Source organism: Thioreductor micantisoli (assembly GCF_055392745.1).
On sequence record NZ_AP043760.1, the window covers coordinates 631,850 to 656,560 of the forward strand.

The following is a 24,711-nucleotide window of genomic DNA, read 5'->3' on the forward strand; positions in this document are numbered from 1 at the left end:
TTCGTTTATTTATTCACTACTATATTTTTTGAAATTATTATTTAAAAATTGAAACAAAATAAAGGATAAAAAAATGAAAATAGTATTTACAGCACACGGAACTGATTGGAATTCACAAATGGATGAAAGATTTGGAAGAGCTGAATATTTAGTTGTTTATGATGAAGAAAGTGATAAACTTGAAGCAATCGCGAATGACACTTCTTCAATGGATCATGGAGCTGGACTTCAAACAGCTCAAAAAGTAGCTGAAATTGCTCCAAATGTTATCATTACTGGAAATGGTGCTGGTGGAAAAGTTGTTGATGTTATTAAAAAAACAAATATAAAAGTTTATATTGGTGCAAAAAATATGACATTAAAAGAAGCTCATGATAAATATAAAAATAATGAATTAAATATACAATAAAAAGGAAAAAAATGAAAAGAGAGTTAAAATGTTTTCCTATACAACTTTTTGGTATAATTATGGGAATTTCTGGACTTACAATAGCTTTTGCTAAAGCATATCATTTTTTAAATGCTCCATATTTTATTTATGAAAGTTTATTATTAATTGATACAATTTTATTTTTTTTAATATTTACTTTTTATATTTATAAATGGTTAAAGTATCCTGAAGTTGTAAAAAAAGAGTTTGAACATCCTATAAAAAGTAGTTTTACAGCAACAATTTCAGTAAGTTTTTTACTTATTTCAATATCTTATTATGATTATGCACCTACTATTTCTATAGGATTTTGGTATATTGGGGCTGCGTTACAATTGTATATAGCTTTATATATTATTGAACTTTGGATAACAAAAGAATTTAAAGAAGCTCATATAAATCCAGCTTGGTTTATTCCAATTGTTGGGAATGTTTTGGTACCTGTTGTTGGAGTGGATGCGGCACCTATATTTGTTTCTATTTTCTTTTTTGCAATAGGAATATTTCTTTGGTTAGTTCTTTTTACAATGGTAATGTATAGAATTATTTTTCACCATCCATTGGCAAAAAAGTTACTTCCTACATTGTTTATTTTGATAGCTCCACCAGCAGTTGGATTTATTAGTTATTTTAGAATTAGTTTTGGAAGTATAGATATGTTTAGTATGCTTTTGTATTCTATATCATTATTTACTTTTATATTGCTTGTTTTTGCAATTAAAATGTTTGATTTTAAAGAATTTTTTATTTCATGGTGGGCATATACATTCCCATTAGCAGCAATTACTATAGCAACTATTTTATTGTATTCAGCGTATCATACTAATTTGCTTTATTGCTCGTCATATACTTTACTTTCAATTACTAGTATTGTAATTTTATATGTAACAGGAAGAACTATTAAGGCAGTGAATGAACAAAAAATTTGTATAGAGGAGAAAGAATAATGAAAAGAGGATTAATAGCAGGGCTAATTTTAGGATTAGCTTTTGGAGTGTTTTTAGCGGGATTTTTTATGAAAGAAGCATCTATGAGTATGCTTTTTAAAGAAATACCAGTAAATTATAGTTTTGATAAAACAGTTAATTTATTGGTAAATAGAATAAATTCTCAAAAAGGTTGGCATGTTACAAATATTGTTAATCAAGAAGCGGTAATTAAAAAATATCTCAATAATAAAGATGTTGGAAAAGTAAAAATTATTAAATTTTGTAATGCTAAATATGCATCTGAAATGTTAAGCAATGATGAAGATAGAGTAATGGCGGTTAAAATGCCTCTTAGTATAGCAGTGTATGAAAAAAGTGATGGAAAAGTTGTGATTGGTTTAATGAATGGATATTTATTAGCAAGAATGATGAGTGGAACTCATAGAGCAAAGATTATGGAAAGAATTGTAAAAGATATGGAATCTATTTTAGGGTTTGTGCATTTCAGATATACAATATTTTGATATAATTTTAAAGTATTAAAAATAAAGGAGAAAAAATGAGAATAGTAGTACCAACAGGTGAAAACAATGGATATTTATCAAAAATGGGGGCACATTTCGGAAAAGCTCCATTTTATACAATCATTACAACAGATGATAATGGTGAAATTGTAGATGTAGAAGGTGTTCAAAATCCAGGGCATAATGCAAATGCTTGTGGAAATGCAGTTGCTAATATTTTAGCTTTAAATCCAGATGCTTTGATTGTAGTCGGGATTGGGCAAAGTCCTGCAGAAGGTTTTGCAAAAGCAGGGCTTAGCGTATATGCTGATAGAGATTCAATTACAGTTGAAGAAAGTATTAAAAAATTATATAATAATCAACTTCAAAAAATAACTTCAGGGACTTGCTCTATCAAGTAATGAAAAAATTTGACAAAATTCAAGTGGCAACGATTTCGTTTGCCCACTTTACACACGATGTTTATTCATCATTTTTAGCGCCACTTTTACCACTTATTATTGAAAAATTTGGAATTAGTTTAGCAATGAGTTCATTTTTTGAGATTGTTAGAAGATTTCCAGCACTTTTAAATCCATTTGTAGGGATTTTGGCAGAAAGAAGTGATGTTAAATGGTTTGTAATTTTATCTCCTTCAATTACGGCTATTTCTATGTCTTTATTAGGGCTTGCAAATAGTTATGCTCAGATTCTATTTTTGCTTTTTATAGCAGGTTTGAGTGCTGTGTTTTTTCATGTTCCAACTCCAACTATTATAAAAAATAATTCCGGTAGTAAAGTAGGGCTTGGAATGAGTATGTTTATGATTGGAGGAGAGAGTGCCAGAGCGATTGGGCCTTTGATAGTAACCGCAGCTATATCTCTTTGGGGAATTGAAGGTATTTGGAGGTTAATGTTTTTTGGTATTCTTGTTTCAGTTATTTTGTATTTTAGACTTCGTGATTTTACAAATTTCAAAGCAAAAGAGGTTCAAAAAGGAGATTATAAACAAATTCTTAAACAATTTGCTCCATTTTTTATAATTGTTGGGATTTTCATATTTTTACAATCATTAACAAAAATTTTTACTACTCTTTATTTAGCAGTATATTTAACTAAAAATGGATTTAGTCTTTGGTATGCAACATTTGCTATTTCAGTTTTACAGTTTTTTGCGATAATTGGGACTTTTTTAGGTGGTTATTTATCTGATAAATTTGGGAAAAAAGAAGTTTTATATTTTTCAACATTTGCAACAGGTGTTTCAATGATAGGTTTTATCTTTTTTTCTCATAGTTATATTATGTTTTTGTTTTTAGCATTTTTAGGAATTTTTATATTTGCAGCGTCTCCTATTCTTCTAGCTTTAGTTCAAGAATTTAAAAGCGATAAACCTACATTTTTAAATAGTGTTTATATGACAATTAGTTTTTCTGTTTCATCTTTTAGTGCTTTTTGTTTTGGATTTATGGGTGATAAAATAGGAATGAATGATGCAATAATTGTAGCAACTTTTTTTTCATTTGTAGCATTTGGATTTGTGGGAGTTTTATTTAAAATAAAGAAAAGATTTTAGATATAATTACAAAAAATTAAAAGGTGTTCAATGGATATTTTTCAGTCGCTTATTTTAGGAATTGTAGAAGGAATTACAGAGTTTTTACCTATTTCTTCTACTGCACATATGATTATAGTTTCAACTCTTATGGGATTGAAGCAAAATGCTGCAAATGTTGCTTTTGAAGTTATTATTCAGTTAGGAGCTACAATGGCTATAATTTTGATTTATTTAAACAAAATTAATTTTAAAGAAAAGTCTTTATGGATAAAAGTCATATCTGCTTTTTTACCGCTTGCCATTATTGGATTTTTATTTAGACATCAAATCAAAGAGTTATTTACAGTTACTACTGCTGCTTGGATGTTTATCATAGGTGGTATTGTCTTTTTTATAGTTGAAAAAGTTTATAAAGAAGAAAAAATAACTGCAAAAAATGTAGAAAAAGTGAGTTTTAGACAAGCTCTTATAATTGGATTTTTTCAAGTGTTTGCTCTAATCCCAGGGACAAGTAGAAGTGGTTCTACGATTGTAGGAGGAATGCTTAGTGGTGTAAGTAGAAAAACATCTGCTGATTTTAGCTTTTTACTGGCAATTCCTACAATGCTTGCTGCAAGTGGTTATGAAATGCTTAAAAATATTCATTCTTTTGGTGAATCAAATGAAATTGTTTTAGCAGTTGGATTTGTAGTTAGTTTTGTCGTGGCTTATGTTACGGTTAAATTATTTTTGAAATTTGTAGAAAAATATACTTTAAATGCATTTGGAGTTTATAGAATTATTTTTGGTATAGCATTACTTTATTTAATTCATATCGGATATATTGAAGGGTAGAAATTCTACCCTTTTTTTATGGTTTTATACTTAAAGCAAATTCAGCTATTCCACCTTCAAGTGATTTTACATTTGTCATTCCAATTCTTTGTAGAAATGCAGTTGCTACAAGTGTTCTAAAACCTCTATGACAACTCAAAACTATTTCATAATCATTGTATTCTGTTAGTTTTTCAATTGATTCTTTTTGAAAAAGTTCATTCATCGGAATATGAAGAGAGTTTGGCAATGTATAACCCACAAAACCTTGTTCATATTTTGTTCTAATATCTAGCATTAAAATTTTTTCATTGTTATTTATTTTTTCAATAACTTCATTCGGATGAACTCTACAAGGTTTTTTACTTAAAAAGTCTTGTGAAAATCCTGAAAACATTTGATTTAATTTTGTTACTTCTTCCCAATCTATTTGATTATTTTGCATATTTATGCCTTTTTTTAGTTTATTATAACATAAAAGTTTTGAAATAATTTTATGTTATAATTTCTAAAAATAATAAAAATTAATATATTTTCTAATAATATATTAATGAAAAATAATATTTTTATATACAAATAAAGGCTTAAAATTATGAAATCAATATTTAATAAATTACAACTTATTATAAAATACATATTATTTATAATATATTTTATTTTTGAAGAAATTATAATAAAAACGGCAAAAAAATTACTTCAATTTATAAGAAAATTTAATTTTTATGATAATTTTATTGAATTTATCACTGAAAGTAATGATTTTATTTTGTTGGCCTCATTTTTATTTATAGCTGCTCTTGCTGAAACAAGTGCTACTTTTGCTGTTTTTTTAACTGCAAAAGGTTTTGTAATATTAGGGATTATATTTTATATCTTAAAGATTATTATATATATTCCTACTATTGATATATTTAAGCATAATAAAAAAAGATTGTTAAAATATTTCATTATTAAAATTTTTTATTATTGGTATTTACTTATAATAAGAAGTAAAATTTATAGAAATATAAAAAAATTTATAAAAAATATTAAAGAAAAAATAAAACTTTTTTTCAAGCCAATCAAAGAGATGTTTTTTTAATTTATGCTATAATAGAATCGTTAATTATTTGTTTTAAAAGAGTTTATCTAATGAAATAATAATTAAATGTAAAGGAGAATAAAATGAGATGGAATTATGAAACAGATATAAAATATGATGAAATAGATGTAAATTTAATAAAAGACAATAAATATCTTTTCAAAAATTTAGTTATTGCTTCATTTATTGAGATAACTTCAGATGTTTATGATATGAATTTATCAAAATTTTATGAAGGTGATGAAGAAACGGTAAATTGGTTAAATAATACTTGGGAAAAAGAAGAGATTCAACATGGTGCTTCTCTTAAAAAATATATCAATACAGTTTGGCCTGAATTTGATTGGGATAAACATTATAAAATATTTAGAACTAATTATTTGCCGTTTTGTAAGGTAGAATATCTTGAACCAACAAGAGCAAAAGAAATGATAGCAAGAATGGTTGTAGAAACTGGGACTTCAACTCTTTATAAAGCAATTGCAGCTTATGCAAAAGATTTAAATGAACCTGTTTTAGTTGATTTAGCTTTAAAAATATCAAAAGATGAAGTTTATCATTTTGAAATGTTTGAAAAAGTATTTAAAAAATATAAAGATGAAGAAAAATTATCAAAAACTGATATTATAAAAATTTTATATGATAGATTAAAAGAAATTAATAATGAAGATGTAAAAATTGCTTTTGATGCTGTAAATGATGATAATGAAAATTATGAAAAATTTTTAGAAACAACTAAACAATTTGCTAAAAAATATTATCCATATAAAATGGCTACCAAAATGTTTATGAGACCATTAGGACTTCATTCAATGGTAGAAAATGCGATTGCTTCTACTATTTCACCTGCATTTAGAATTTTAGGTATTGGATAGAAATAATAAATATATAGAAGTTATATCTAATAATGTTTAAAATTTGATAAAAAATAATATCTGAATATTTATGATAAAAAGAGTATTTGAATGATTTGGCGGAAGGGGGAAGGAATCGAACCTTCCGGGCAAACAGTCACCTGCCACCCCACCGGGTTTGAAGCCCGGGGTGTCCACCAGGATCACATCCCCTCCATTTTTTAAATGAGAAATGAATTATATCATAATTTTAAAAGTAAAGCAATATTTTTTGAATTTATTTAAAATATCTAAAAAAGTATAATTTTTTCTTTTTTTGTGCTATAATTCTACTTACTAGTAAGTAAGGAGGAAAATTGAGTAAAAAAGAGGAAATTTTAGAAGTTGCAAAAGTTCATTTTGCAAAGAAAGGATATGACAAAACTTCATTAGATGATGTAGCTAAAGATTTGGATATTACTAAATCAGCTTTCTATTATCATTTTAAGAATAAACAAACAATTTATAATTGTGTTTTTAAAAGAGAATTTAAAAAAATAGATATTTCAAAAATAACATCTTTAAAAGAGTATGTTTTTACTTTAGCAGATTTTTTTGAAATAAATAGTGAAATTAGGCAAATGTTTTCAAAAGAACTTTCTTGTAAAGGTAAGCATTTAGAGGATGAAACAATAGAAATAATTTCTAAAACTATCCAAAAATTAAAAGAAATAATTCCTGAAAATATAAATCCGTTTTTTATTCAAACAACAATTATGAGTGTTTTAATCAATTATAAAAATACAATTAATTTAAGGAAAAAAGTTGTAAATATAACTTGTCTAGATCCAGAGACTTGTCCAAATTCAAAAATAAAAGATATAAAAGAAGATTTATACAAAATGATACAAAACTACATAAAAGGAGAAAAATGAAAAAGTTACTCTTAATTCCACTTGTTGGAATAGGTTTGCAAGCTACAACACTTACTGGGCTTTTTGATGCAGTTCAAAAAGCACCAGAAACTCAGATAAATGATGTTATAACGAAAAATATGAAAATAAACAAAGAAGCAGTTAAATCATCTTTGTTTCCAAAAATTAGTTTAAATGCAAGTATTGAACATTATAATCGAGATATGTCATTAGTCCCATTAACTCCAACAGAATCTGGAAAAGAGTTAAATAAGGGGGAATCTTTACCTTTTGGACAAAATATTGCAAAAATTGGAGTAGGGTTAAGTATGCCTATTTTTGTAAAAGAGATATATGAAAATCAAAAGAAAATGAGTGATTTACTTAATGCTGTAAAACTAAAAAGTAAGATAGATTTACTCAAAAGAGATGCTCTTTTGATTGGATTATTAAGTAATTTTAGTTATTTAGAGGATTTAAAAATAGCACTAAAATCAAAACAATTTTCAATTCAAGAAACGATTAAAAGTATTCAAATAGGAGTAAAAGCAGGTGCAATTCCTGAATTTAATTTAATTAGACTTCAAGATGCCTTGACTCAAATTGATATAAAAATAGGTGATATAGGAACTAAAATTAATTCTATAAAATCAGAGCTTTATAAACTTACAAATATTGTAGTTGATTATCCAATGAATGTTGGATTTACAAATTATCAAAAAGATGATTTTATATCACTTAAACCAATAGAATGGAGTATAAAAGCAGATGAAAAAAATGTAGATGCCAAAAAAGCTACAAGATGGTATCCAAAACTATTTTTAAAAGCAAATATCTCAAAAGGTTATGTAAAATCATACAATACAGATAATATTGATGAAAGAAATATCGCTAATGTTGGGTTTTATTTACAATGGAATATATTTGATAAAGTAGCAAATAAAGATATAGAGAAAGCAAAAATTGCTTTGATAAAAGATAGATTAAACTTAACTAAATCAGAAAAAGATTTAACAGCCCAGGCGAATAAATTAACTTATGATTTAGTTTTAATCCAAAAAGAGATAGCTTCTGCTAAAAAGAGTCTGAAATTTAAAAAAGAACTTTTAAAAAGTGCAAAAACAGCTTTTAGTAATCAAGCTATGACAGTAGATGAATATTTAGGTTATGAAACAGATTTAGCAAATGCAAAAGCTACTCTTTCAGGTTTAAAAGCACAACTTAAAGAAACAGTAGCAAACTTAGCTTTCATTTATGGAAATGATTTTAATTCAATATTTAAGGAGCAAAAATGAAATTTTTAAAATGGCTTATAGTATTATTAGTAGTTGCGTTATTAGTAATTGCAGGTGTAAAATTGGTTAAAGAAAGAAAAGCAGAAGATGCTCATCAAAAAATAGCAGTTATTTACCCAATTAATGTAAAAGTAGTTACGCCAAAGGTAGAAAATAAAACTTTAACTTTACCATATTTAGCAGAGGTTAAAAATGATAATATCTCTATTATCAATACAAAATTCACAGGTAAAATTGAATTTATTAAAAATTTAGGAGATAAAGTTAAAAAAGGAGAAGTTGTTGCAAAAATTGATGATACTAAATTAAAAACTTCTTTAGTGTCTATTAATGCAAATATTAGAGCAAATGAAACTCTTTTAAATACACTTATTTCAAATCATAAAAGAACATATAAACTTTTGAAAGCAAAAATAGCAAGTAAAGAAAAATATGATAATGAAACGGCTCAAATTGAAGGAGTTAAAGCTAAAATCTTAGGACTTAAAGAGAGTAAAAAATCTATTTTAAATGATTTAAGTTATGCGACTATTATTTCACCAATTGATGGAATTGTAAGTCATAAATTTTTGGGTGAGGGAGATAACGCTTTTGCTGGTAAACCATTATTACAAATCACTCCAAAAAGTGGAAATTATTTAGTTGTTATTTTACCAAAAGAGAAAAAAGAGATTATTTATAAAAACAAAATTTATCCTTTGATCTCACTTGATACAACTATTAACTCAGTTAAAACTTATAAAGCTGATGTAAATGATGAAACTTTGGCAAGTGGAGAAAAAGTAAATGTAAAAGTAGTTGAATTTAATGGTGAAGCTACTATTTTACCTTATAAAGCAATTTTAAGTATCAATAATAAAAGTTATGTTTTAGTGGCAAATGGAAATAACGCAACTCCAAAAGAAGTAACTATTTTAGCAAAAGGAAGTGAAGGGGTAGCAATCAAAGAAAATATAAATGCACCAGTAGTTGTGGGAGAGCCTGATATTTTACTTGAACTCAAAACTGGACATCCAATTAAAGTGGGGGAGTAAAAAATGTTTGATTTTTTTTATAAAAGAGGTTATTTAACAACTGCTATAATCCTTGGACTTTTTGTTTTTGGAGTTATAGGACTTGTGAAGATGCCTAAAAATCTATTTCCCGATGCAAATAGACCTGAAGTTGTAATATTTACCACAGTTCCAGGAGCTCCTGCAAATGTAGTAGCTACCACAGTTTCTAAACCAGTAGAAGAAGAAATGGGAACTTTAAGTAATGTTTTTGAAATTAAATCAACAAATGTTCCTAACTTTTCGATTGTTCATGTTGTATTTCAATATACAAAAGGATTGAACGCGGCAGCGGTGGATGTAAGTAATGCACTAAACAGAATCAAAGCTAAACTTCCACAAGGCTCAGCTCCTTCGATATATGTAGTAGGAGATTTTACGATGCCTGTGGATGTGTTTAGTTTAAGTCCTAAAAACAATAATATGAGTTTAGCTGAGGTTAGAAAAATAGCAGATAGTTATATAAAACCAAAACTTTTAAGTAGTTCTGATGTTGGAAATGTAGAAATTTTTGGTGGATATCAAAGTGCTATTATGATACAAATAGATCCTATTAAAATGCAAAAATATGGTATTAGTTTAGACTCTTTAATTGGGGTTTTAAGAACTACAAATAAAGATATACCTATTGGATTTATGAAAACAAAAAATAGTTTTATGACTTTAACTTTTTATGGTGAAAAAGATGATGTTAAAAAACTTCAAAATATGTTTGTAAAACCAAATATTAGACTTGGTGATATTGCAAAAATAAAATGGAGTTATCAAACAAATAATACTGCTTATGTTGGAAATAATACTCCTGCTATCGCTGTATCAGTCGAGAGAGCACCAGGAGGAAGCGTACTTGGAACAAGTGACGCAGATAGAAAAATTATGAAAGAAATTTCAGCTAAATATCCAAACATAAAAGTAACTGTTTCAGATACTCAAAGAACATTAGTTGAAACATCAAACTCTAATATGCTTGATGCTTTGAGGGATGCGATTATTTATACACTTTTAGTATTGCTTATTTTCCTTGGAAATTTCAGAGCATTAGCTGCAGCTGCTATCTCTATTCCAATGGTATTTTTTGGAACAATTGCCTTTTTATATCTAACAGGTGCGGGATTAAATATAGTAATTTATACAGCTATTATTTTAGCTCTTGGTATGCTTACAGATGACGCGGTTGTTGTACTTGAAAATATAGAAAGACATCTTGATGAAAAAGAAGATTTAGAACAAGCTATATATAATGGAACAAAAGAGGTATTAAAACCAATATTTGCAGGAACCATTTCAACTATTGCAATTACATTTCCTTTAATGTTTGTGGGAGGATTTCCAGAGACGATTTTTAAACCATTAATTGAGACTTTAATTGTAGCACTTTTAATTAGTTACTTTTTATCAATTACATTTATACCTAAATTATCTCAAATTCTTTATAAAAATGGTTCAGGTAAAACAAAAGTAGAAAATTTCTTTGAAGTTTTATATCAAAAAACAATAGGGAAACTTGTAATTCCATATTTAGGAATTATTAAATTTTCAAATGGAAGTTTTTATCCACTTAGAAGAATATTAATTATGGCAGCAGCTGTTATTACATTAGTTTTGAGTGTAAAAAATATTATGCCAACTATTGGAAAAGATACAATGCCTCCAATGGATACAGGTATTATGAAAGTTCATATGGAATATTCATCAAATTTAAATGCTGATGAGGCAAAAAATAGATTAAAACCATTTTTAGCGTGGCTAAAAAATCAACCTTGGCTTGAAAAAAGTTCAATTCAAATTGGTACTGAAAAAGGTGTGCTTTCTCTTGGTGGTGGAGGTGCAGGTAATAGTATAAATATGACTATTATTGCAATTGATAGATTCCATAGAAAAGAGAATATTTGGCAAATGGAAAGTGAAGTTAGAAAAGAATTATCAAAATTAAAAGGAGTTAAAAAATTAGCAGTATTTGATTTTGGTGCGACAGCACTTTCAACTATTTCAGCACCTCTTGATGTTCAGTTAAGAAGTGATCATTATGCCCAGCTTCCAGCACTTTCTCATAAAGTAGAAAAAATACTTTATAATGTGAAAGGGCTTAAAACGATTATGACAAGTTGGGATAAAGATTTCCAAGAAGCTATAATAAAAGTAGATAAAAACAAAGCTTTATCTTATGGAATTACACCAGCAGGAATTGTTTCTCAAATTGCATTAAAAGACCAAGTAGCAACAGTTAATAGTGATTTAAGTAGTATGAATGTTCAATTTGTAAGAGTTAGATTTGACTCAGATTTTGCTAAAAATCTAGAAGCGCTTAAATATTTACCAATCCATACTCCAAAAGGTGATATTCCTTTGAGTCAAATAGCAACAATTACAAAAGGTTTCACTTATAATAAAATTGATAGAAATAATTTACAATATGCTATTGATGTTGAAGGATACAGAGCTACAAGACCAGTTAGTAAAATAACCGCGGATGCAGATGCGCTTTTACATAAAAATGGAATAACTAATTATCACGAGAAAGGTGATATTACAGCTATGAATGATAGTTTCAAAAGAATGATAAAAGCAATTGCTATTGGGGTTATAGTCTTGATTATGACTTTAATGGTAGTTTATGAATCATTTAGATTATCTATAATTATGATTTTAGTGTTACCTCTTTCTATGATTGGGGCTTCGTGGGGAATGCTTATCATGCATAAACCTTCTTGTATGCCAAGTTTAGTGGGAATATTGCTTCTGTTTGGTATTATTATCAAAAATGCTGTTTTATTAATTGACTTTTATAAAGCGTATGAAGCAAGTGGAAAATCTCCATATGAATCAGCACTTGAAGCAATTAGAGTGAGATTTAGACCTGTTATGATGACTGCATTTGGAACAATTGCAGGTATGATTCCTATTGCACTTGAACAAGCAGTGGGACTTGAAAGACTTTCACCTCTTGCTGATGTTGCAATTGGTGGGCTTTTAATTGGAACATTGCTTACACTAATTTATGTTCCAATGATTACATATGCGACAGATCCGAATAACAAAAAAACAAATATAATTGAAAAAATAGAAGAAGAATTAGAAAAATAATTTTTTCTTCTATTGAAATAGAAAAAATAAAACAAGGAGTTAATATGACTTATGATGAATTCGTAAAAGCTACTACTATAAAAAATATAGGAGAAAGTAAAATAACACCTCAAGATGCAGCTGAATTACTTTTAAAAGATGAAGCAATAATGGCGGATGTAAGAGAAGATTTTGAAAATGATTTAGTTGAATTTAAAATTGCTATTCATATTCCTTTTAATAAATTACCAGAAAATTTAGATAAACTTGATAAAAATAAAATTATAATTTGTGCATGTCCTGTAGGTTTTAGGAGCAATAAAGCTGTAGAATATTTAAGATATAAAGGATTTAAAGTAAAAAATTTAACAGGTGGATTTAAAGAATTTTTATCTGAAATAAGTATGAAAAATGCAAAAAGATTTCAAAATAAAGGAGAAAAATAATGAAAAATGTAATACTCATGAATAATCCAAAAGGGATGAAAGAAATAGCAATTGATATAGAAAGGTTTATTGAATTATACAATGAAGGAAAAGCAGAACTTTTAGATGTCAGAATGCCTTTTGAAGCTGATGTATGGAGTTTGAATTTTGGAATGCAAATCCCTGCACCAAAATTAGCAGAAAATTTAGATAAATTACCAAAAGATAAATTAATTATATGTGCGTGTCCTGGAAAAGACAGAAGTATAATAGCCATGAGTTATTTAAGAAGTGAAGGGTTTAATGCAGGATATTTAAATGGTGGGCTTATTAAATTGATGGAAAGATTGAAAGGTGGAAAAGCAAAAGATTTAGAATTAGGTAAATAGATGGAACTTTATATTATTTACTTTTTTTCTACTCTATTTTTTTCAACTCTTTTTGCAATGGGAGGAGTTGGAAGTGCAATTATGTTGGTGCCTTTGTTTAATATGATGGGTGCACCTCTTAATGTAGCGAAAGCCTTTGGACTTTTTATAAATTCAATGAGCACTATTACGGCTAGTATAATGAACTTTTTTAGAGGGGTTTTGGATATAAGAGCGACTATCCCTCTTGCCTTATCTTTACTTATTGGAACTCCCATAGGAGCTTATACAAGTAATTTCGTTCCACCCATTTATGTAAAAATAATTTTGGCTATTTTTATAATAGTAGCTGTTACTTTAATGCTTTATAAAAAAAGAGAAGCAAAATATAAATATACAAAAATATGGGTAATGGTGGTACTTGGTTTATCAGTTGGATTTTTATCAGGACTTGTTGGAGTCGGTGGAGGTGGTTTAATTTTACCAGTTCTTATTTTACTTGGATTTGATGCAAAAGTATCAGCATATATGGTAAGTTTTGTTCTTCCTTTTTCAACATTAAGTGGATTTTTGACATATATTAGTTTTACAAAAATTGATTGGCTATTACTTGCAGATGTTAGTGTAGCGGCAATTATAGGTGGATATTTGGGAGACAGAATAATGCATTACAGATTAACACCAGCACAGGTAAAAAAAATAATAGCTGTAATATTAATACTTTTGGATATCAAAATTATCTATTCAATTTTGAAATTTTACAATTTAGTATAAGGAAATAAAATGCATAGAATATTAGAAAAGATAGCTGATTGGATTGTAGAAAAAGAGGAAAAAAGTGCCGAAAAATGCGATATTCCAGATGAAGTAGTTGATGAATGGCTTGAAATTTTAAAAGCAAGAAAAAAAGAAGCCTTGGAAGTTCACGGAAAAAATTCAGAAGAATATGAAATGCTTAAAGATTTAGTGAAAAAAGTGGAACATATTAAAGCACTTAGAAAAAAGAAATGTGAAGTAAAATAATTTATTTTTTTAAAATCCCTTAATAAAAGGGGTTTTGATGAAATTAAAGGAGAAAAAATGTATGAAGCTTGTTATCCAATGGAAGAAGGAAAAATATTACATGAAGAGCACACTGAATGGCCATTTTTTGATGTAACTATTTATGGAACTAAACTTGAAACTCTAAAAATTTCAAAAAGACTTATGTGTAGTATAAAACATTTACCACTTAGACTAACTGTGCATTATGAACACAATACTCAAAAAGCAATTGAAGCAGGAGTTGCCAAAGACCCTACAATAATTTGGAATGGGAAAATCATCATAGAAGGATTAATTCCCGCAGAAAAAATTACAGAGATTTTTGAAAATTTATTAGGAGAAATATGATGACATTAAAAAATTATTATAATGTAAATACGAGAGAAGAAGGTATGAATACTTTAATGAGAAGTGTTTATATGTGGATGATGGTTGGACTTTTAGTTTCAGGCGTTACTGCTTATGCAAGTGTACATTCAGCAGTTTTAATGAATATGATTTATGGAAATCCTTATATGATTTGGGTTTTATTTATAATTGAACTTGGACTTGTAATTGCTATTTCAGCTGGAATCAATAAAATGAGTGTTGATACAGCAAGAATACTATTTATTTTATTTTCATTTATAGATGGGCTTACACTTTCAAGTATATTTTTAGTATATACAAGTACGAGTATTGCAGAGACTTTTTTTATAGCAAGTGCTATGTTTGGAGTTATGAGTTTATATGGATATTTTACTGATACAGATTTGACTTCATGGGGAAAACTTTTGTTTATGGCGTTAATTGGTTTGATTATTGCAATGATAGTTAATTTTTTCTTGAAAAGTAGTCCAATAGAATGGTGGGTAAGTGTAATTGGTGTAATCGTATTTACAGGACTTACTGCTTATGATACTCAAAAAATAAAACAAATGGGCGATGAAATGGAAGCAGAAGGTGAAAGAAACATATCAAAAATAGCGGTAATTGGTGCATTAGAATTATATTTAGATTTAATAAATCTATTTCTAATGTTATTAGAATTTTTTGGAGGTCAAAAAAGATGAGTAAACATAAAAAAAATAAATTTAATACTACTAAATATATCAAATTAAGTTTAATATATTTTGTTTTATTTTTAGCTGGATTTGGACTTATTGACTATTATGCTTTAATGATATTTAATTTTACATATTTTATTGCAATATCATTTGCTTTGGCAATTACAGTGGCTTATTATCATATTAAACAGAAAAAACACGATCATATAGATGATATAGCAGATGAAATTTGAACAAGAATTTTTTAAATAACTTTAAACAAGAGTAAATTATTGTATAATCATCTTAACAAACTAGAAGATGAGATAAAATAAATACACAATAATTTTAGAGGTAAAATAAATGAATCAGAACTTACACAACAAGCTAGTATCTTTTATATGGAGTATAGCAGACGATTGTCTTAGAGATGTATATGTTAGAGGAAAATATCGAGATGTTATTTTACCTATGGTTGTTTTAAGAAGACTTGATGCACTACTTGAACCTACAAAAGAGGCTGTTCTTGAAGAAGTGAAGTTTCAAAAAGAAGAAGTAGGGCTTACCGAACTTGAAGAGAATGGTTTAAAAGATAAAAGTGGATATGTATTTTACAATACAAGCCCATGGACACTACAACGACTACATAACACAGCTACAAATTCTACTCAAATACTTGAAGCTAATTTTATGGAATATCTTGATGGATTTAGCCCTAATGTAAAAGAGATACTAGAAAAATTTAATCTTAGAGCTCAAATCAAACATATGGCCTCAAAAGATGTATTACTAGAAATACTAGAAAAATTTACTTCACCAAATATTAATTTGACCAATAAAGAAAAAGAGGATGGTAAAGGTAAAAAATTACCACCACTTACTAATCTTGGTATGGGTTATGTTTTTGAAGAGCTTATTAGAAAATTTAATGAAGATAACAATGAAGAAGCGGGTGAGCATTTTACCCCTAGAGAAGTTATAAACCTTATGACACATATTATTTTTGACCCAATCAAAGATAATTTACCGCCTGTGATGACTATATATGATCCAGCTTGTGGAAGTGGTGGTATGCTTACAGAATCTCAAAATTTTATCACTGATAAAAATGGAGAGATAAGAGCTACTGGAGATGTGTATCTTTATGGAAAAGAGATAAATGATGAGACTTATGCTATTTGTAAATCTGATATGATGATAAAAGGAGACAATCCTGAAAATATCAAAAACGGTTCTACTTTAGCAGTTGATGAGTTTAGTGCAACAAAATTTGATTTTATGCTTTCTAACCCTCCTTATGGTAAATCTTGGTCTTCTGATATGAAATATATAAAAGATGGCAAAGATATTATTGACCCTCGTTTTATAGTAAGACTAAAAGATTATTGGGGTGAAGAAGCCCAATGTGATGCAACTCCACGAAGTAGTGATGGACAATTACTATTTTTAATGGAGATGATTAGTAAGATGAAATCTACATCTTCAAGTCCACTAGGAAGCCGTATAGCTTCTGTTCATAATGGAAGTAGTCTGTTTACTGGTGATGCAGGTGGAGGTGAAAGCAATATAAGAAGATATATCATAGAAAATGATATGCTTGAAGCTATCATACAGCTACCAAATAACCTTTTTTATAATACAGGTATTACGACTTATATATGGATACTTTCGAATAATAAAGCAGAGAATAGAAAAGGAAAAGTCCAACTTATAGATGCAGGAGAATTATACAAAAAGTTACGAAAAAATCTAGGTGATAAAAATTGTGAATTTACTCCTGAACATATTAAGCAGATAATAGAAGTTTATCAAAATATGAAAGTACAAGATAAAGATGATGAACAAAAATTAGCTAGTAAAGTGTTTGATAATAGTGACTTTGGATACTACAAAGTAAATATTGAGCGGCCAAAAAGATTGAAATCACAACTAAGAGATGAGTTGATAGAGACACTGCGGTATGATAAGTCTTTAATAGAGCCTATGACTTGGGTATATGAGAGCTTTGGCGATGAAGTTTATGAAGATGTAATAAAGTTTGAAAAAGAGATTTTAGAGTGGTGTGAAAAAGAAGAAATTAATCTAAAAGCAAAACAGAAAAAAACACTTATTTCTCAAGCTTTATGGACTAAGCATAAAATGTATCTGAAAGTTGCTAATACTCTTAAAGAACATATAGGAACAGAAGTTTCTGATGATTTTAATATCTTCAAAATAGAAGTTGATAAGATAATAAAACAAGAAAAAATAAAATTAAGTGCAAGTGAAAAGAATCAAATATTAAATGCTATTAGTTGGTATGATGAGAATGCTGTCAAAGTTGTAAAGAAAATTCATAAATTAAATGGCGAAAAGAAAAAATTATTACTTGAACATTTAGGTTGTGAAGAAAACAAACTTTGTAATTTTGGTTACTTTAAAACTGAAAAAGCAAATGAGTATATAGAATATGAAACACAGACTGATTTAAGAGATGCTGAAAATATACCTTTAGCAGATAATATACAAAGTTACTTTTTAAAAGAGGTTAAACTTCATGTAGAGGAAGCTTGGATAAATCTTGATAGTGTAAAGATAGGTTATGAGATAAGCTTTAATAAGTACTTTTATAAGCATAAACCACTAAGAAGTATAGATGAAGTTACAAAAGATATAATTAGTCTTGAAGAACAAAGTGATGGCTTGATTAAAGAGATATTAGGATTAGAAATATGATACAGTTTTATCTAACTTTCCCAATTTGGAACTTAGTGAGTACCAAATTGAGCTGGAGTCATTACTGTGTATTAAATACAATTGATAATCAAGAAAGAGAACAAAAGTTGCTAAATAGTGGAAATAAAAATGAGTAAATTAGTAAAATATTCATCTTATAAAGATAGTGGTGTTGAGTGGTTGGGGGAGATTCCTGAAGAGTGGAAAGTTAAAAAGTTAAAATATATATCTAAAATTAAAACAGGATATACACCTGATACTAGTAAATTAGATAATTATACAAAAAATGGGATAGTTTGGGTTAAACCTGATAATCTCAATGAATTTACTTTAATTTATAATTCAAAAGAAAATATAAGCTCAAAAGGAGTTAAAAAACAAAATATTATTCCGAAAGGCTCACTTTTAGTTAATTGTATTGGTACAATTGGTAAATTTGGAATAGCAGGAGTTGATTTAATTACAAATCAACAAATTAATGCGGTAATATTTAATAAAAGAATAGAAGATAATTTTGGAAAATATTTAATTTTTGCTTCAAACTCTGAACATAATAGATACTCAAATGGAAATGTAGTCCAAATACTAAATACTACAGCACAAGGTGCTATTAAATTTGCAATTCCACCAAAACAAGAACAAATAAAAATAGCTTCATTTCTTGATACTAAAACTCAGCAGTTAGACAAAGCTATAAAACAAAAAGAGCAACTTATAGAGCTTTTAAAAGAGAGACGACAAATTCTTATAAATGATGCCGTTACAAAAGGTATTGGAAATGGGACTTCAGTCCCATCAAATGGTGAGGCTAAAGCCCCACTTCCAAAATATAAAGATAGTGGAGTTGAGTGGATAGGTAAGATTCCTGAGCATTGGGAAGTAAAAAAGTTAAAATATGTATTTAAATTTAGTAAAGGTCTAACGATTACTAAAGAAAATTTAACCGATGAAGGAGTTAAGTGTGTTAATTATGGTGAAATTCATTCTAAATATGGGTTTGAAATAGATCCACAAATTCATGATCTAAAATGTGTAGATATAAGTTATCTTAAAAGTGATAAAAAGTCATTATTAAATTTCGGTGATTTTGTATATGCTGATACATCTGAGGATATAGAAGGCTCAGGAAATTTTACATACTTAAATAGTAATATAAAAATATTTGCTGGCTATCATACAGTAATTTGTCGCCCAAAAATAGAAATAGATTCTAGATTTTTTGCCTACGAATTTGATTTATCTACTTTTCGTTATCAGATTCAAAGAAAAGTTAAAGGAGTTAAAGTGTATAGTATTACTCAAGGGATGCTAAAAGATATTTTACTTTGGCTTCCTCCATTATCTGAACAACAAGAATTGGTAAAATATATAGATAAGAAAACATTAAAAATAGACAAAGCCATAGATTTACAACAGCAAAAAATCACAAAACTAAAAGAGTATAAAACAACTCTGATAGATAGTGTAGTTACCGGAAAAGTGAGGATAGTATAATGGCTAAAATAACAGTTTTAGATAATGAACTTACAATATTAAAAATAGAAAATGATGACTATATCTCTTTGACAGATATGATTAAATCAAAAGATGGAGACTTTTTCATTTCTGATTGGCTTAGAAATAGAAATACAATAGAATATTTAGGGGTATGGGAAAAGATACATAACCCAAATTTTAATTATGGCGAATTCGCCATAATTACATCTAAAGCTGGATTAAATAGTTATAAATTAAGTGTGAAAGAGTGGAATAGTAAAACAAATGCAATAGGCTTAGTAGCAAAAGCAGGTAGATATGGTGGTACTTATGCTCATAAAGATATAGCTTTTGAATTTGGAATGTGGATTAGTGCAGAATTTAAAATATACCTTATCAAAGAGTTTCAAAGACTAAAAGATGAAGAATTAAAACAACTTGGTTGGGATATAAAAAGAAATCTTACTAAAATAAACTATCAAATTCATACCGATGCAATAAAAGAAAATCTTATACCAAAAGAACTAACACCACAACAGATAAGTTTTGTATATGCAAGCGAAGCTGATATACTTAATGTAGCTTTATTTGGTATGACAGCCAAACAGTGGAGAGAAAATAATAAAAATAAAAAAGGAAACATAAGAGATGAAGCAAATGTAAATCAACTTGTATGCTTATCTAATCTTGAGTTTTTAAATGCACATTTTATAAATGAAGGACTTTCACAATCTCAAAGACTGCAAAAATTAAATAGCATAGCGATAAGCCAACTAAAAATATTAAGCAATCAAAATACTAAACAATTAGGTATAAAATGATAAACAATTCAAATATCCTAATCTATCAAAATGACAATGAAAACATAAAAGTTGATGTAAGATTTGAAGAAGGTGAACTTGATGGAAAAGTGAGAGTTTGTGATGTATAACAACGGAAGTGTGACTTTAGTCCCATATATAAAACATTCAAATTTACCACATATTGACATAAATGGATATTATCAATTTATTACTTTTAGAACTTATGATAGTTTAGATAATTATTTAAAAAAAATATATGACACGAAAAAAACTAATAAACAAAAACAGCAATTAATTGTAAACTATATAGAAGAAAATAATCAAAAAATAGACAAAGCTATAGATTTACAACAGCAAAAAATCACAAAACTAAAAGAGTATAAAATTACTTTGATAGATAGTGTAGTTACCGGAAAAGGGAGGATAGTATGAGTGAATTTTTAAAACAATTAGAATTTATAAAGAATCAATTTGCTTGGATAAAATCAAAAGTAGAATTAGATAATCAATTGGGGTTATATGATATAAATAAATTGGGTGAAGACATTTTCATGCATATGGTTAATGATGTTTATAATTTAAACTTAAAAAATGCAAATAATATACTCCATGACAATTTCCCTTCTATAGATTTAGTAGATGAAAATAGTAAAAGAGTTATTCAAGTCACTTCAACAACAACTCTAAAAAAAGCTCGTGAAACTATTAAAAAATTAAAAGACTTAAAATTTCATCAAATAACAGATAATACTAATAATAGCTTAAAAAATTCAATACCATTTTTTAGACAATTAGAAGATTATGAAGATTATGAAATTAGTTTTTTATATATTAACGACAAACCAAATATTAAAACAAAAAGTTGGGAACTGTTTTTAGAAGAGGAAAAGCTAAATAAAAGTAATTTTATAGGACTTGATGACATTTTAGAAATTGTTCAAGCTGATCCTGAAAAATGTCAAATATTGTATAATACTATTTATCAACGACTAGATAATATTTCTTTTAAATTTAATATAAATTCATATTTTGAACTAGCTGAGCCTCATTTAGAAAAAATCACAAATGAAAAGTTTAAACAATATGAATTTGAGTTTATAACTTTTATTGGATCTAAACATAAGATACTAGAAATATTTGCAGTGGGAGGTAATGGAAAATCTCACTTATTAAGATATTTTGGTAATATTGAAACTGAATATATACCTTTAATTTTTACTAAACAAATTAACATAGAAGAGGATTTAAAAAAGCTAGATTCTTCGAAAAAATATCTTTTGATTTATGATGATATTGATAGATATTTAGAACAAAATACTTTATTGAATTTATTAGCATACATCATTCAAAACTCTAATACAAAACTAGTTTTATCGTATAGAACAGCTTCAAGAGAAGCCATTACAATTTTTTATAAAAAGTTTAGTCATATAGATAATCAAACATTAGAAATTATTTGGGAAGAAAAAGAAATTTGGTCTTTAGTAGAAAGTTTATTGCCACAGTTAGAAAAAAATGAAGTTAAAAAATTAGCATATACTTTTAATAATAATCCTTATATTATTACACAAGCCATCCAAGGAGATATAAAAAGTATTCAAGAATTTTCTAAAAAAATAGTAGAAGATACAAAAGTTGCATTAATAGACTTTAATCTAAGTAACAAAGAGATTAAAGACTTATTATTTAATTTATCTTTACTTACTCCAATATCAAAAAATAATATACCTGGAGAATATAAAAATATTATAATTAAATTAGTAGAGAAAAAAATACTTCGTGAGTTAGTATCCAAATATCGTTTTAATCCAGACATAATAGGAGATCTTTATTTCGCTGAATTTGTAGATACTAACAAAGATAATTTTGAAAAGATAGTTGAAGATAATTTACAAAATTTTTCAAATACGGTTTTTACTAATCTAAGTTATGCCCTTGTATACAACAAAAATAATTCATTACAAAATTTTATAAAGGGTATTATAAACAAATGGATATCTAATAATGAATACACTAATACACATTTAGCTCTTATAAATAAAATTGTTTATTTTGCTCCTATTGAAAGTTTTGTATATTTACAAAAAGCCACTAAAAACTTAACTCCTAAAGAAACAAACAATATTCCAAAAAGTGGATTACAAAATATTGTTACGACAGTATCTATGGATACAAGTACTTACAATTCTGATAATGATGCAATTAATCTAGAGAGTATAGAACCAATCATTACTAAACTAATTTCTGCATTGAAAAACAATATTCCTACAGAAAGCTTAACATTAGAACATATAATTAAATATCTAACATCTGATATAGTATTAAATCTACCAAAACCATATTATGATAATCAGACTCTTGAAAGTATCTTTGAAAAGTTGGTTTCTCCTTTAAATACAATAAATTTTAATGTAATTATTGAATCACTTGAAATCATTGAAAAATGGATAAATGAAACTAATATAATAGATAGAAAAATACAACTATTAACTAAAGTAATTGATAGTTTATTAAGTGCTACTTTTGATGACAATAGAAGTGATGGTGTTAGTATTACTTTGGGGCAGCAAGTTTTAAATCTAAATCATAAAGAAGTACTAAAAATTATTGACAAAGCAAAACATATTTTATTTAAAATGCTTACTAATAAAAATATTTCTAGTTATGCATTAGAATCAGTAAGAAGTATTGGAGGCTATAGATTAAACTCTTTATCCCCTGAAGCTCAGACTTTTTATGAAAATATTAGACAGGAAGCTCTAATTAAATGTATCGAAATTATGCAGGATAATAATTTCAATATATACTCAAAACTTGAAAGTATAGCAATAAATACACTGAACTTTCATAACAGTAGAGAAGAAGCCTTAGCACTACTTGAAGTAATACAAAGAAATGACGAATATATACTGTATCAACAAATAAAAGGTGCTGATTTTATTATTTATGATTTTCAAGAATTTAAAAAAAATTTACCCAAAGAACAAAATAAAGTTAAAGACTGGATATCTGATAATATATACGACAAAAAAAATATTAACCTATCTGTGAAAGATAAACAAATTATCGAAAGACTAGCTAAAAAATATAACAATTTTTCAGACTTTATAGGTTTTTGTAATATATTAGATATGAGTGATTGGAATAGTAGGAATATTTTGATGGAGATTTTAGAATACTGGTATAATCAAAATTCTACTTTTATAGCAGATATTTGTAAAAGTCATATAATTGAACTACATGATATTAATACTATAGATATATTTAAAGAATTTAGTTTCAACAAAAATATATTATGTATTACTATTGCTAGCATAACGATTGATATCACAAATGATGAACTACGAATATATATAAATTCTATATTTAAAAGTTTTTCTGTAACTAATCTAGATGTTTTAAATAAAATAGTAGAAGTAATAGCAAAAAAGAAACAAGATGATATAAGAATGTTTATATCAATCATCTCCCCTAAGTTATACTTTATAATTAGCAAGCAGGTAGAGATATATAAAGAATTAGAACATATAATATTAAAGTTCCTACAATGGCAATATCAATATCTTTTCGATATAGAAAGTTATATTACACATTATATTCTATATGAAACTATTGATAATAAAGATATCTCAAATGAAGTAAAAAATGCATTAGAACAGACTATTAAAAATCATGAGATTTATATTGATGAATTTGAATTAAAACCTATTTATAAAATATTAGATTATGGACTAGACGAGTGTATTTCTATCTTATACAATAAATTAACCATACTTGATGAAAATAAAAAGCCAATATACTTTTTTATTCATTATTTTGATAGTAGTAAGATTTCTGAAGTTGTATTACTGAAGTCTTTTATTAAGTCTTATGATGACTTTAAACTATTAGTAGAGAAAGTAATAGCACTATATCAATATCCTATTAAATTTATAGGTGCTGATGGCAATGAATATGAGGAATATATTAACTTAGATTATTTCTTTAAACATACTATAAAACAAAATTATATAGTAAAATTGTTTGATGAATTTATAAAAAACAATAACACTGATAAAATTAAATTTTTTTATACTATTGTTCCTGTATCAAGTGAATATCTTAATATAATAATTCAAAATCTAAATTTATTAGAAGATATTGTGTCTGAAAATGAATTAATGAATTATTTAAGACAAGTAGGTAAAATAAAAAGTTTTTCAAGATCATATATGCAAAATAGTGATTTAGTACTAAGTGAAGAGGTATTATTTACTGAAATTCATGAAAAAGTTAATTCTTTATCTTTGAAATTAAAATTAAAAGAAGAGTTGAAATATCTGGAAATACAGAAAAGACAGGAACTAGAAGAAGACATAGTTCGTTTGTTGGATAAATAATGTTT

25 protein-coding genes and 1 tRNA gene are annotated in these 24,711 nt (G+C 26.9%); 24 read left to right on the plus strand and 2 right to left on the minus strand.

Annotation, left to right across the window (positions count from 1 at the left end; genetic code table 11):
* The first annotated feature begins 73 nt into the window (after window positions 1-73).
* From ACZ5OA_RS03375 to ACZ5OA_RS03400, 6 genes are read left to right on the plus strand one after another with little or no spacing between them, the layout of a single operon-like run.
* Window positions 74-409 carry a NifB/NifX family molybdenum-iron cluster-binding protein gene (locus ACZ5OA_RS03375; protein WP_464908119.1) on the plus strand — a complete coding sequence of 112 codons (336 nt, stop codon included), beginning with the start codon at window positions 74-76 and terminating at the stop codon, window positions 407-409.
* Window positions 410-420: 11 nt separating this feature from the next.
* On the plus strand, window positions 421-1,377 hold the full coding sequence (locus ACZ5OA_RS03380) for an SLAC1 anion channel family protein (RefSeq protein WP_464908120.1): 957 nt from the start codon (window positions 421-423) through the stop codon (window positions 1,375-1,377).
* Window positions 1,377-1,883, plus strand: a complete 507-nt coding sequence (locus ACZ5OA_RS03385; RefSeq protein WP_464908121.1) for a DUF302 domain-containing protein — start codon at window positions 1,377-1,379, stop codon at window positions 1,881-1,883. Before ACZ5OA_RS03380 ends, ACZ5OA_RS03385 begins: the two co-directional genes overlap by 1 nt.
* Before the next feature lie 35 nt (window positions 1,884-1,918).
* On the plus strand, window positions 1,919-2,284 hold the full coding sequence (locus tag ACZ5OA_RS03390; protein ID WP_464908122.1) for a NifB/NifX family molybdenum-iron cluster-binding protein: 366 nt from the start codon (window positions 1,919-1,921) through the stop codon (window positions 2,282-2,284).
* Entirely contained in the window at window positions 2,284-3,438 is a 1,155-nt protein-coding gene (locus tag ACZ5OA_RS03395) for an MFS transporter (RefSeq protein ID WP_464908123.1), read from the plus strand. The genes ACZ5OA_RS03390 and ACZ5OA_RS03395 overlap by 1 nt, the downstream gene beginning before the upstream one ends.
* A gap of 30 nt (window positions 3,439-3,468) precedes the next feature.
* Complete coding sequence (locus ACZ5OA_RS03400) at window positions 3,469-4,254, plus strand: undecaprenyl-diphosphate phosphatase (RefSeq protein WP_464908124.1); 786 nt, start codon at window positions 3,469-3,471, stop codon at window positions 4,252-4,254.
* Between the two features lie 16 nt (window positions 4,255-4,270).
* Here ACZ5OA_RS03400 and ACZ5OA_RS03405 read toward each other — a convergent pair whose 3' ends face one another.
* Entirely contained in the window at window positions 4,271-4,678 is a 408-nt protein-coding gene (locus ACZ5OA_RS03405) for a rhodanese-like domain-containing protein (protein WP_464908125.1), read from the minus strand.
* Between the two features lie 147 nt (window positions 4,679-4,825).
* Between ACZ5OA_RS03405 and ACZ5OA_RS03410 the strand changes: the two genes are divergently transcribed.
* Window positions 4,826-5,314, plus strand: a complete 489-nt coding sequence (locus tag ACZ5OA_RS03410; RefSeq protein WP_464908126.1) for a hypothetical protein — start codon at window positions 4,826-4,828, stop codon at window positions 5,312-5,314.
* 83 nt (window positions 5,315-5,397) lie between these two features.
* Window positions 5,398-6,189, plus strand: a complete 792-nt coding sequence (locus ACZ5OA_RS03415; RefSeq protein ID WP_464908127.1) for a ferritin-like domain-containing protein — start codon at window positions 5,398-5,400, stop codon at window positions 6,187-6,189.
* 96 nt (window positions 6,190-6,285) lie between these two features.
* Here the strand turns inward: ACZ5OA_RS03415 and ACZ5OA_RS03420 are convergent.
* Window positions 6,286-6,384, minus strand: a tRNA-Sec gene (locus ACZ5OA_RS03420).
* Window positions 6,385-6,524: 140 nt separating this feature from the next.
* On the opposite strand from ACZ5OA_RS03420, the gene ACZ5OA_RS03425 reads away from it, so the two are divergent.
* The 16 genes from ACZ5OA_RS03425 (at window position 6,525) to ACZ5OA_RS03500 (ending at window position 24,706) form a co-directional block, all read left to right on the plus strand.
* On the plus strand, window positions 6,525-7,082 hold the full coding sequence (locus ACZ5OA_RS03425; protein WP_464908128.1) for a TetR/AcrR family transcriptional regulator: 558 nt from the start codon (window positions 6,525-6,527) through the stop codon (window positions 7,080-7,082).
* Window positions 7,079-8,356 carry a TolC family protein gene (locus tag ACZ5OA_RS03430; protein ID WP_464908129.1) on the plus strand — a complete coding sequence of 426 codons (1,278 nt, stop codon included), beginning with the start codon at window positions 7,079-7,081 and terminating at the stop codon, window positions 8,354-8,356. Before ACZ5OA_RS03425 ends, ACZ5OA_RS03430 begins: the two co-directional genes overlap by 4 nt.
* On the plus strand, window positions 8,353-9,390 hold the full coding sequence (locus tag ACZ5OA_RS03435) for an efflux RND transporter periplasmic adaptor subunit (protein WP_464908130.1): 1,038 nt from the start codon (window positions 8,353-8,355) through the stop codon (window positions 9,388-9,390). Before ACZ5OA_RS03430 ends, ACZ5OA_RS03435 begins: the two co-directional genes overlap by 4 nt.
* 3 nt (window positions 9,391-9,393) lie before the next feature.
* On the plus strand, window positions 9,394-12,492 hold the full coding sequence (locus tag ACZ5OA_RS03440; protein WP_464908131.1) for an efflux RND transporter permease subunit: 3,099 nt from the start codon (window positions 9,394-9,396) through the stop codon (window positions 12,490-12,492).
* 44 nt (window positions 12,493-12,536) lie between these two features.
* Window positions 12,537-12,917: a rhodanese-like domain-containing protein gene (locus ACZ5OA_RS03445; RefSeq protein ID WP_464908132.1), complete on the plus strand. Its 381-nt coding sequence runs from the start codon at window positions 12,537-12,539 to the stop codon at window positions 12,915-12,917.
* Window positions 12,917-13,285, plus strand: coding sequence for a rhodanese-like domain-containing protein (locus ACZ5OA_RS03450; protein ID WP_464908133.1), 369 nt, complete (start codon window positions 12,917-12,919; stop codon window positions 13,283-13,285). The genes ACZ5OA_RS03445 and ACZ5OA_RS03450 overlap by 1 nt, the downstream gene beginning before the upstream one ends.
* Window positions 13,286-14,038 carry a sulfite exporter TauE/SafE family protein gene (locus ACZ5OA_RS03455; protein WP_464908134.1) on the plus strand — a complete coding sequence of 251 codons (753 nt, stop codon included), beginning with the start codon at window positions 13,286-13,288 and terminating at the stop codon, window positions 14,036-14,038.
* 9 nt (window positions 14,039-14,047) lie between these two features.
* On the plus strand, window positions 14,048-14,287 hold the full coding sequence (locus tag ACZ5OA_RS03460; RefSeq protein ID WP_464908135.1) for a hypothetical protein: 240 nt from the start codon (window positions 14,048-14,050) through the stop codon (window positions 14,285-14,287).
* Between the two features lie 57 nt (window positions 14,288-14,344).
* Window positions 14,345-14,656, plus strand: coding sequence for a hypothetical protein (locus tag ACZ5OA_RS03465; RefSeq protein WP_464908136.1), 312 nt, complete (start codon window positions 14,345-14,347; stop codon window positions 14,654-14,656).
* Window positions 14,656-15,360, plus strand: a complete 705-nt coding sequence (locus tag ACZ5OA_RS03470; RefSeq protein ID WP_464908319.1) for a Bax inhibitor-1/YccA family protein — start codon at window positions 14,656-14,658, stop codon at window positions 15,358-15,360. The genes ACZ5OA_RS03465 and ACZ5OA_RS03470 overlap by 1 nt, the downstream gene beginning before the upstream one ends.
* The gene (locus ACZ5OA_RS03475; protein ID WP_464908137.1) at window positions 15,357-15,587 is read left to right on the plus strand and encodes a hypothetical protein; all 231 of its coding nucleotides are present in this window, start codon (window positions 15,357-15,359) and stop codon (window positions 15,585-15,587) included. Before ACZ5OA_RS03470 ends, ACZ5OA_RS03475 begins: the two co-directional genes overlap by 4 nt.
* A gap of 109 nt (window positions 15,588-15,696) precedes the next feature.
* On the plus strand, window positions 15,697-18,048 hold the full coding sequence (locus tag ACZ5OA_RS03480) for a type I restriction-modification system subunit M (RefSeq protein WP_464908138.1): 2,352 nt from the start codon (window positions 15,697-15,699) through the stop codon (window positions 18,046-18,048).
* 129 nt (window positions 18,049-18,177) lie between these two features.
* The gene (locus tag ACZ5OA_RS03485) at window positions 18,178-19,542 is read left to right on the plus strand and encodes a restriction endonuclease subunit S (protein WP_464908139.1); all 1,365 of its coding nucleotides are present in this window, start codon (window positions 18,178-18,180) and stop codon (window positions 19,540-19,542) included.
* Entirely contained in the window at window positions 19,542-20,345 is an 804-nt protein-coding gene (locus ACZ5OA_RS03490) for a KilA-N domain-containing protein (protein ID WP_464908140.1), read from the plus strand. Before ACZ5OA_RS03485 ends, ACZ5OA_RS03490 begins: the two co-directional genes overlap by 1 nt.
* Before the next feature lie 102 nt (window positions 20,346-20,447).
* Entirely contained in the window at window positions 20,448-20,759 is a 312-nt protein-coding gene (locus tag ACZ5OA_RS03495; protein WP_464908141.1) for a hypothetical protein, read from the plus strand.
* Window positions 20,756-24,706, plus strand: a complete 3,951-nt coding sequence (locus tag ACZ5OA_RS03500; RefSeq protein WP_464908142.1) for an SMEK domain-containing protein — start codon at window positions 20,756-20,758, stop codon at window positions 24,704-24,706. The genes ACZ5OA_RS03495 and ACZ5OA_RS03500 overlap by 4 nt, the downstream gene beginning before the upstream one ends.
* Window positions 24,707-24,711 lie beyond the last annotated feature (5 nt).

Coding starts and splice junctions, on each gene's coding strand:
- ACZ5OA_RS03375 (WP_464908119.1), top strand. CDS start 74: ATGAAAATAGTATTTACAGCACACGGAACTGATTGGAATTCACAAATG.
- ACZ5OA_RS03380 (WP_464908120.1), top strand. CDS start 421: ATGAAAAGAGAGTTAAAATGTTTTCCTATACAACTTTTTGGTATAATT.
- ACZ5OA_RS03385 (WP_464908121.1), top strand. CDS start 1,377: ATGAAAAGAGGATTAATAGCAGGGCTAATTTTAGGATTAGCTTTTGGA.
- ACZ5OA_RS03390 (WP_464908122.1), top strand. CDS start 1,919: ATGAGAATAGTAGTACCAACAGGTGAAAACAATGGATATTTATCAAAA.
- ACZ5OA_RS03395 (WP_464908123.1), top strand. CDS start 2,284: ATGAAAAAATTTGACAAAATTCAAGTGGCAACGATTTCGTTTGCCCAC.
- ACZ5OA_RS03400 (WP_464908124.1), top strand. CDS start 3,469: ATGGATATTTTTCAGTCGCTTATTTTAGGAATTGTAGAAGGAATTACA.
- ACZ5OA_RS03405 (WP_464908125.1), bottom strand. CDS start 4,678: ATGCAAAATAATCAAATAGATTGGGAAGAAGTAACAAAATTAAATCAA.
- ACZ5OA_RS03410 (WP_464908126.1), top strand. CDS start 4,826: ATGAAATCAATATTTAATAAATTACAACTTATTATAAAATACATATTA.
- ACZ5OA_RS03415 (WP_464908127.1), top strand. CDS start 5,398: ATGAGATGGAATTATGAAACAGATATAAAATATGATGAAATAGATGTA.
- ACZ5OA_RS03430 (WP_464908129.1), top strand. CDS start 7,079: ATGAAAAAGTTACTCTTAATTCCACTTGTTGGAATAGGTTTGCAAGCT.
- ACZ5OA_RS03435 (WP_464908130.1), top strand. CDS start 8,353: ATGAAATTTTTAAAATGGCTTATAGTATTATTAGTAGTTGCGTTATTA.
- ACZ5OA_RS03440 (WP_464908131.1), top strand. CDS start 9,394: ATGTTTGATTTTTTTTATAAAAGAGGTTATTTAACAACTGCTATAATC.
- ACZ5OA_RS03445 (WP_464908132.1), top strand. CDS start 12,537: ATGACTTATGATGAATTCGTAAAAGCTACTACTATAAAAAATATAGGA.
- ACZ5OA_RS03450 (WP_464908133.1), top strand. CDS start 12,917: ATGAAAAATGTAATACTCATGAATAATCCAAAAGGGATGAAAGAAATA.
- ACZ5OA_RS03455 (WP_464908134.1), top strand. CDS start 13,286: ATGGAACTTTATATTATTTACTTTTTTTCTACTCTATTTTTTTCAACT.
- ACZ5OA_RS03460 (WP_464908135.1), top strand. CDS start 14,048: ATGCATAGAATATTAGAAAAGATAGCTGATTGGATTGTAGAAAAAGAG.
- ACZ5OA_RS03465 (WP_464908136.1), top strand. CDS start 14,345: ATGTATGAAGCTTGTTATCCAATGGAAGAAGGAAAAATATTACATGAA.
- ACZ5OA_RS03470 (WP_464908319.1), top strand. CDS start 14,656: ATGACATTAAAAAATTATTATAATGTAAATACGAGAGAAGAAGGTATG.
- ACZ5OA_RS03475 (WP_464908137.1), top strand. CDS start 15,357: ATGAGTAAACATAAAAAAAATAAATTTAATACTACTAAATATATCAAA.
- ACZ5OA_RS03480 (WP_464908138.1), top strand. CDS start 15,697: ATGAATCAGAACTTACACAACAAGCTAGTATCTTTTATATGGAGTATA.
- ACZ5OA_RS03485 (WP_464908139.1), top strand. CDS start 18,178: ATGAGTAAATTAGTAAAATATTCATCTTATAAAGATAGTGGTGTTGAG.
- ACZ5OA_RS03490 (WP_464908140.1), top strand. CDS start 19,542: ATGGCTAAAATAACAGTTTTAGATAATGAACTTACAATATTAAAAATA.
- ACZ5OA_RS03495 (WP_464908141.1), top strand. CDS start 20,448: ATGTATAACAACGGAAGTGTGACTTTAGTCCCATATATAAAACATTCA.
- ACZ5OA_RS03500 (WP_464908142.1), top strand. CDS start 20,756: ATGAGTGAATTTTTAAAACAATTAGAATTTATAAAGAATCAATTTGCT.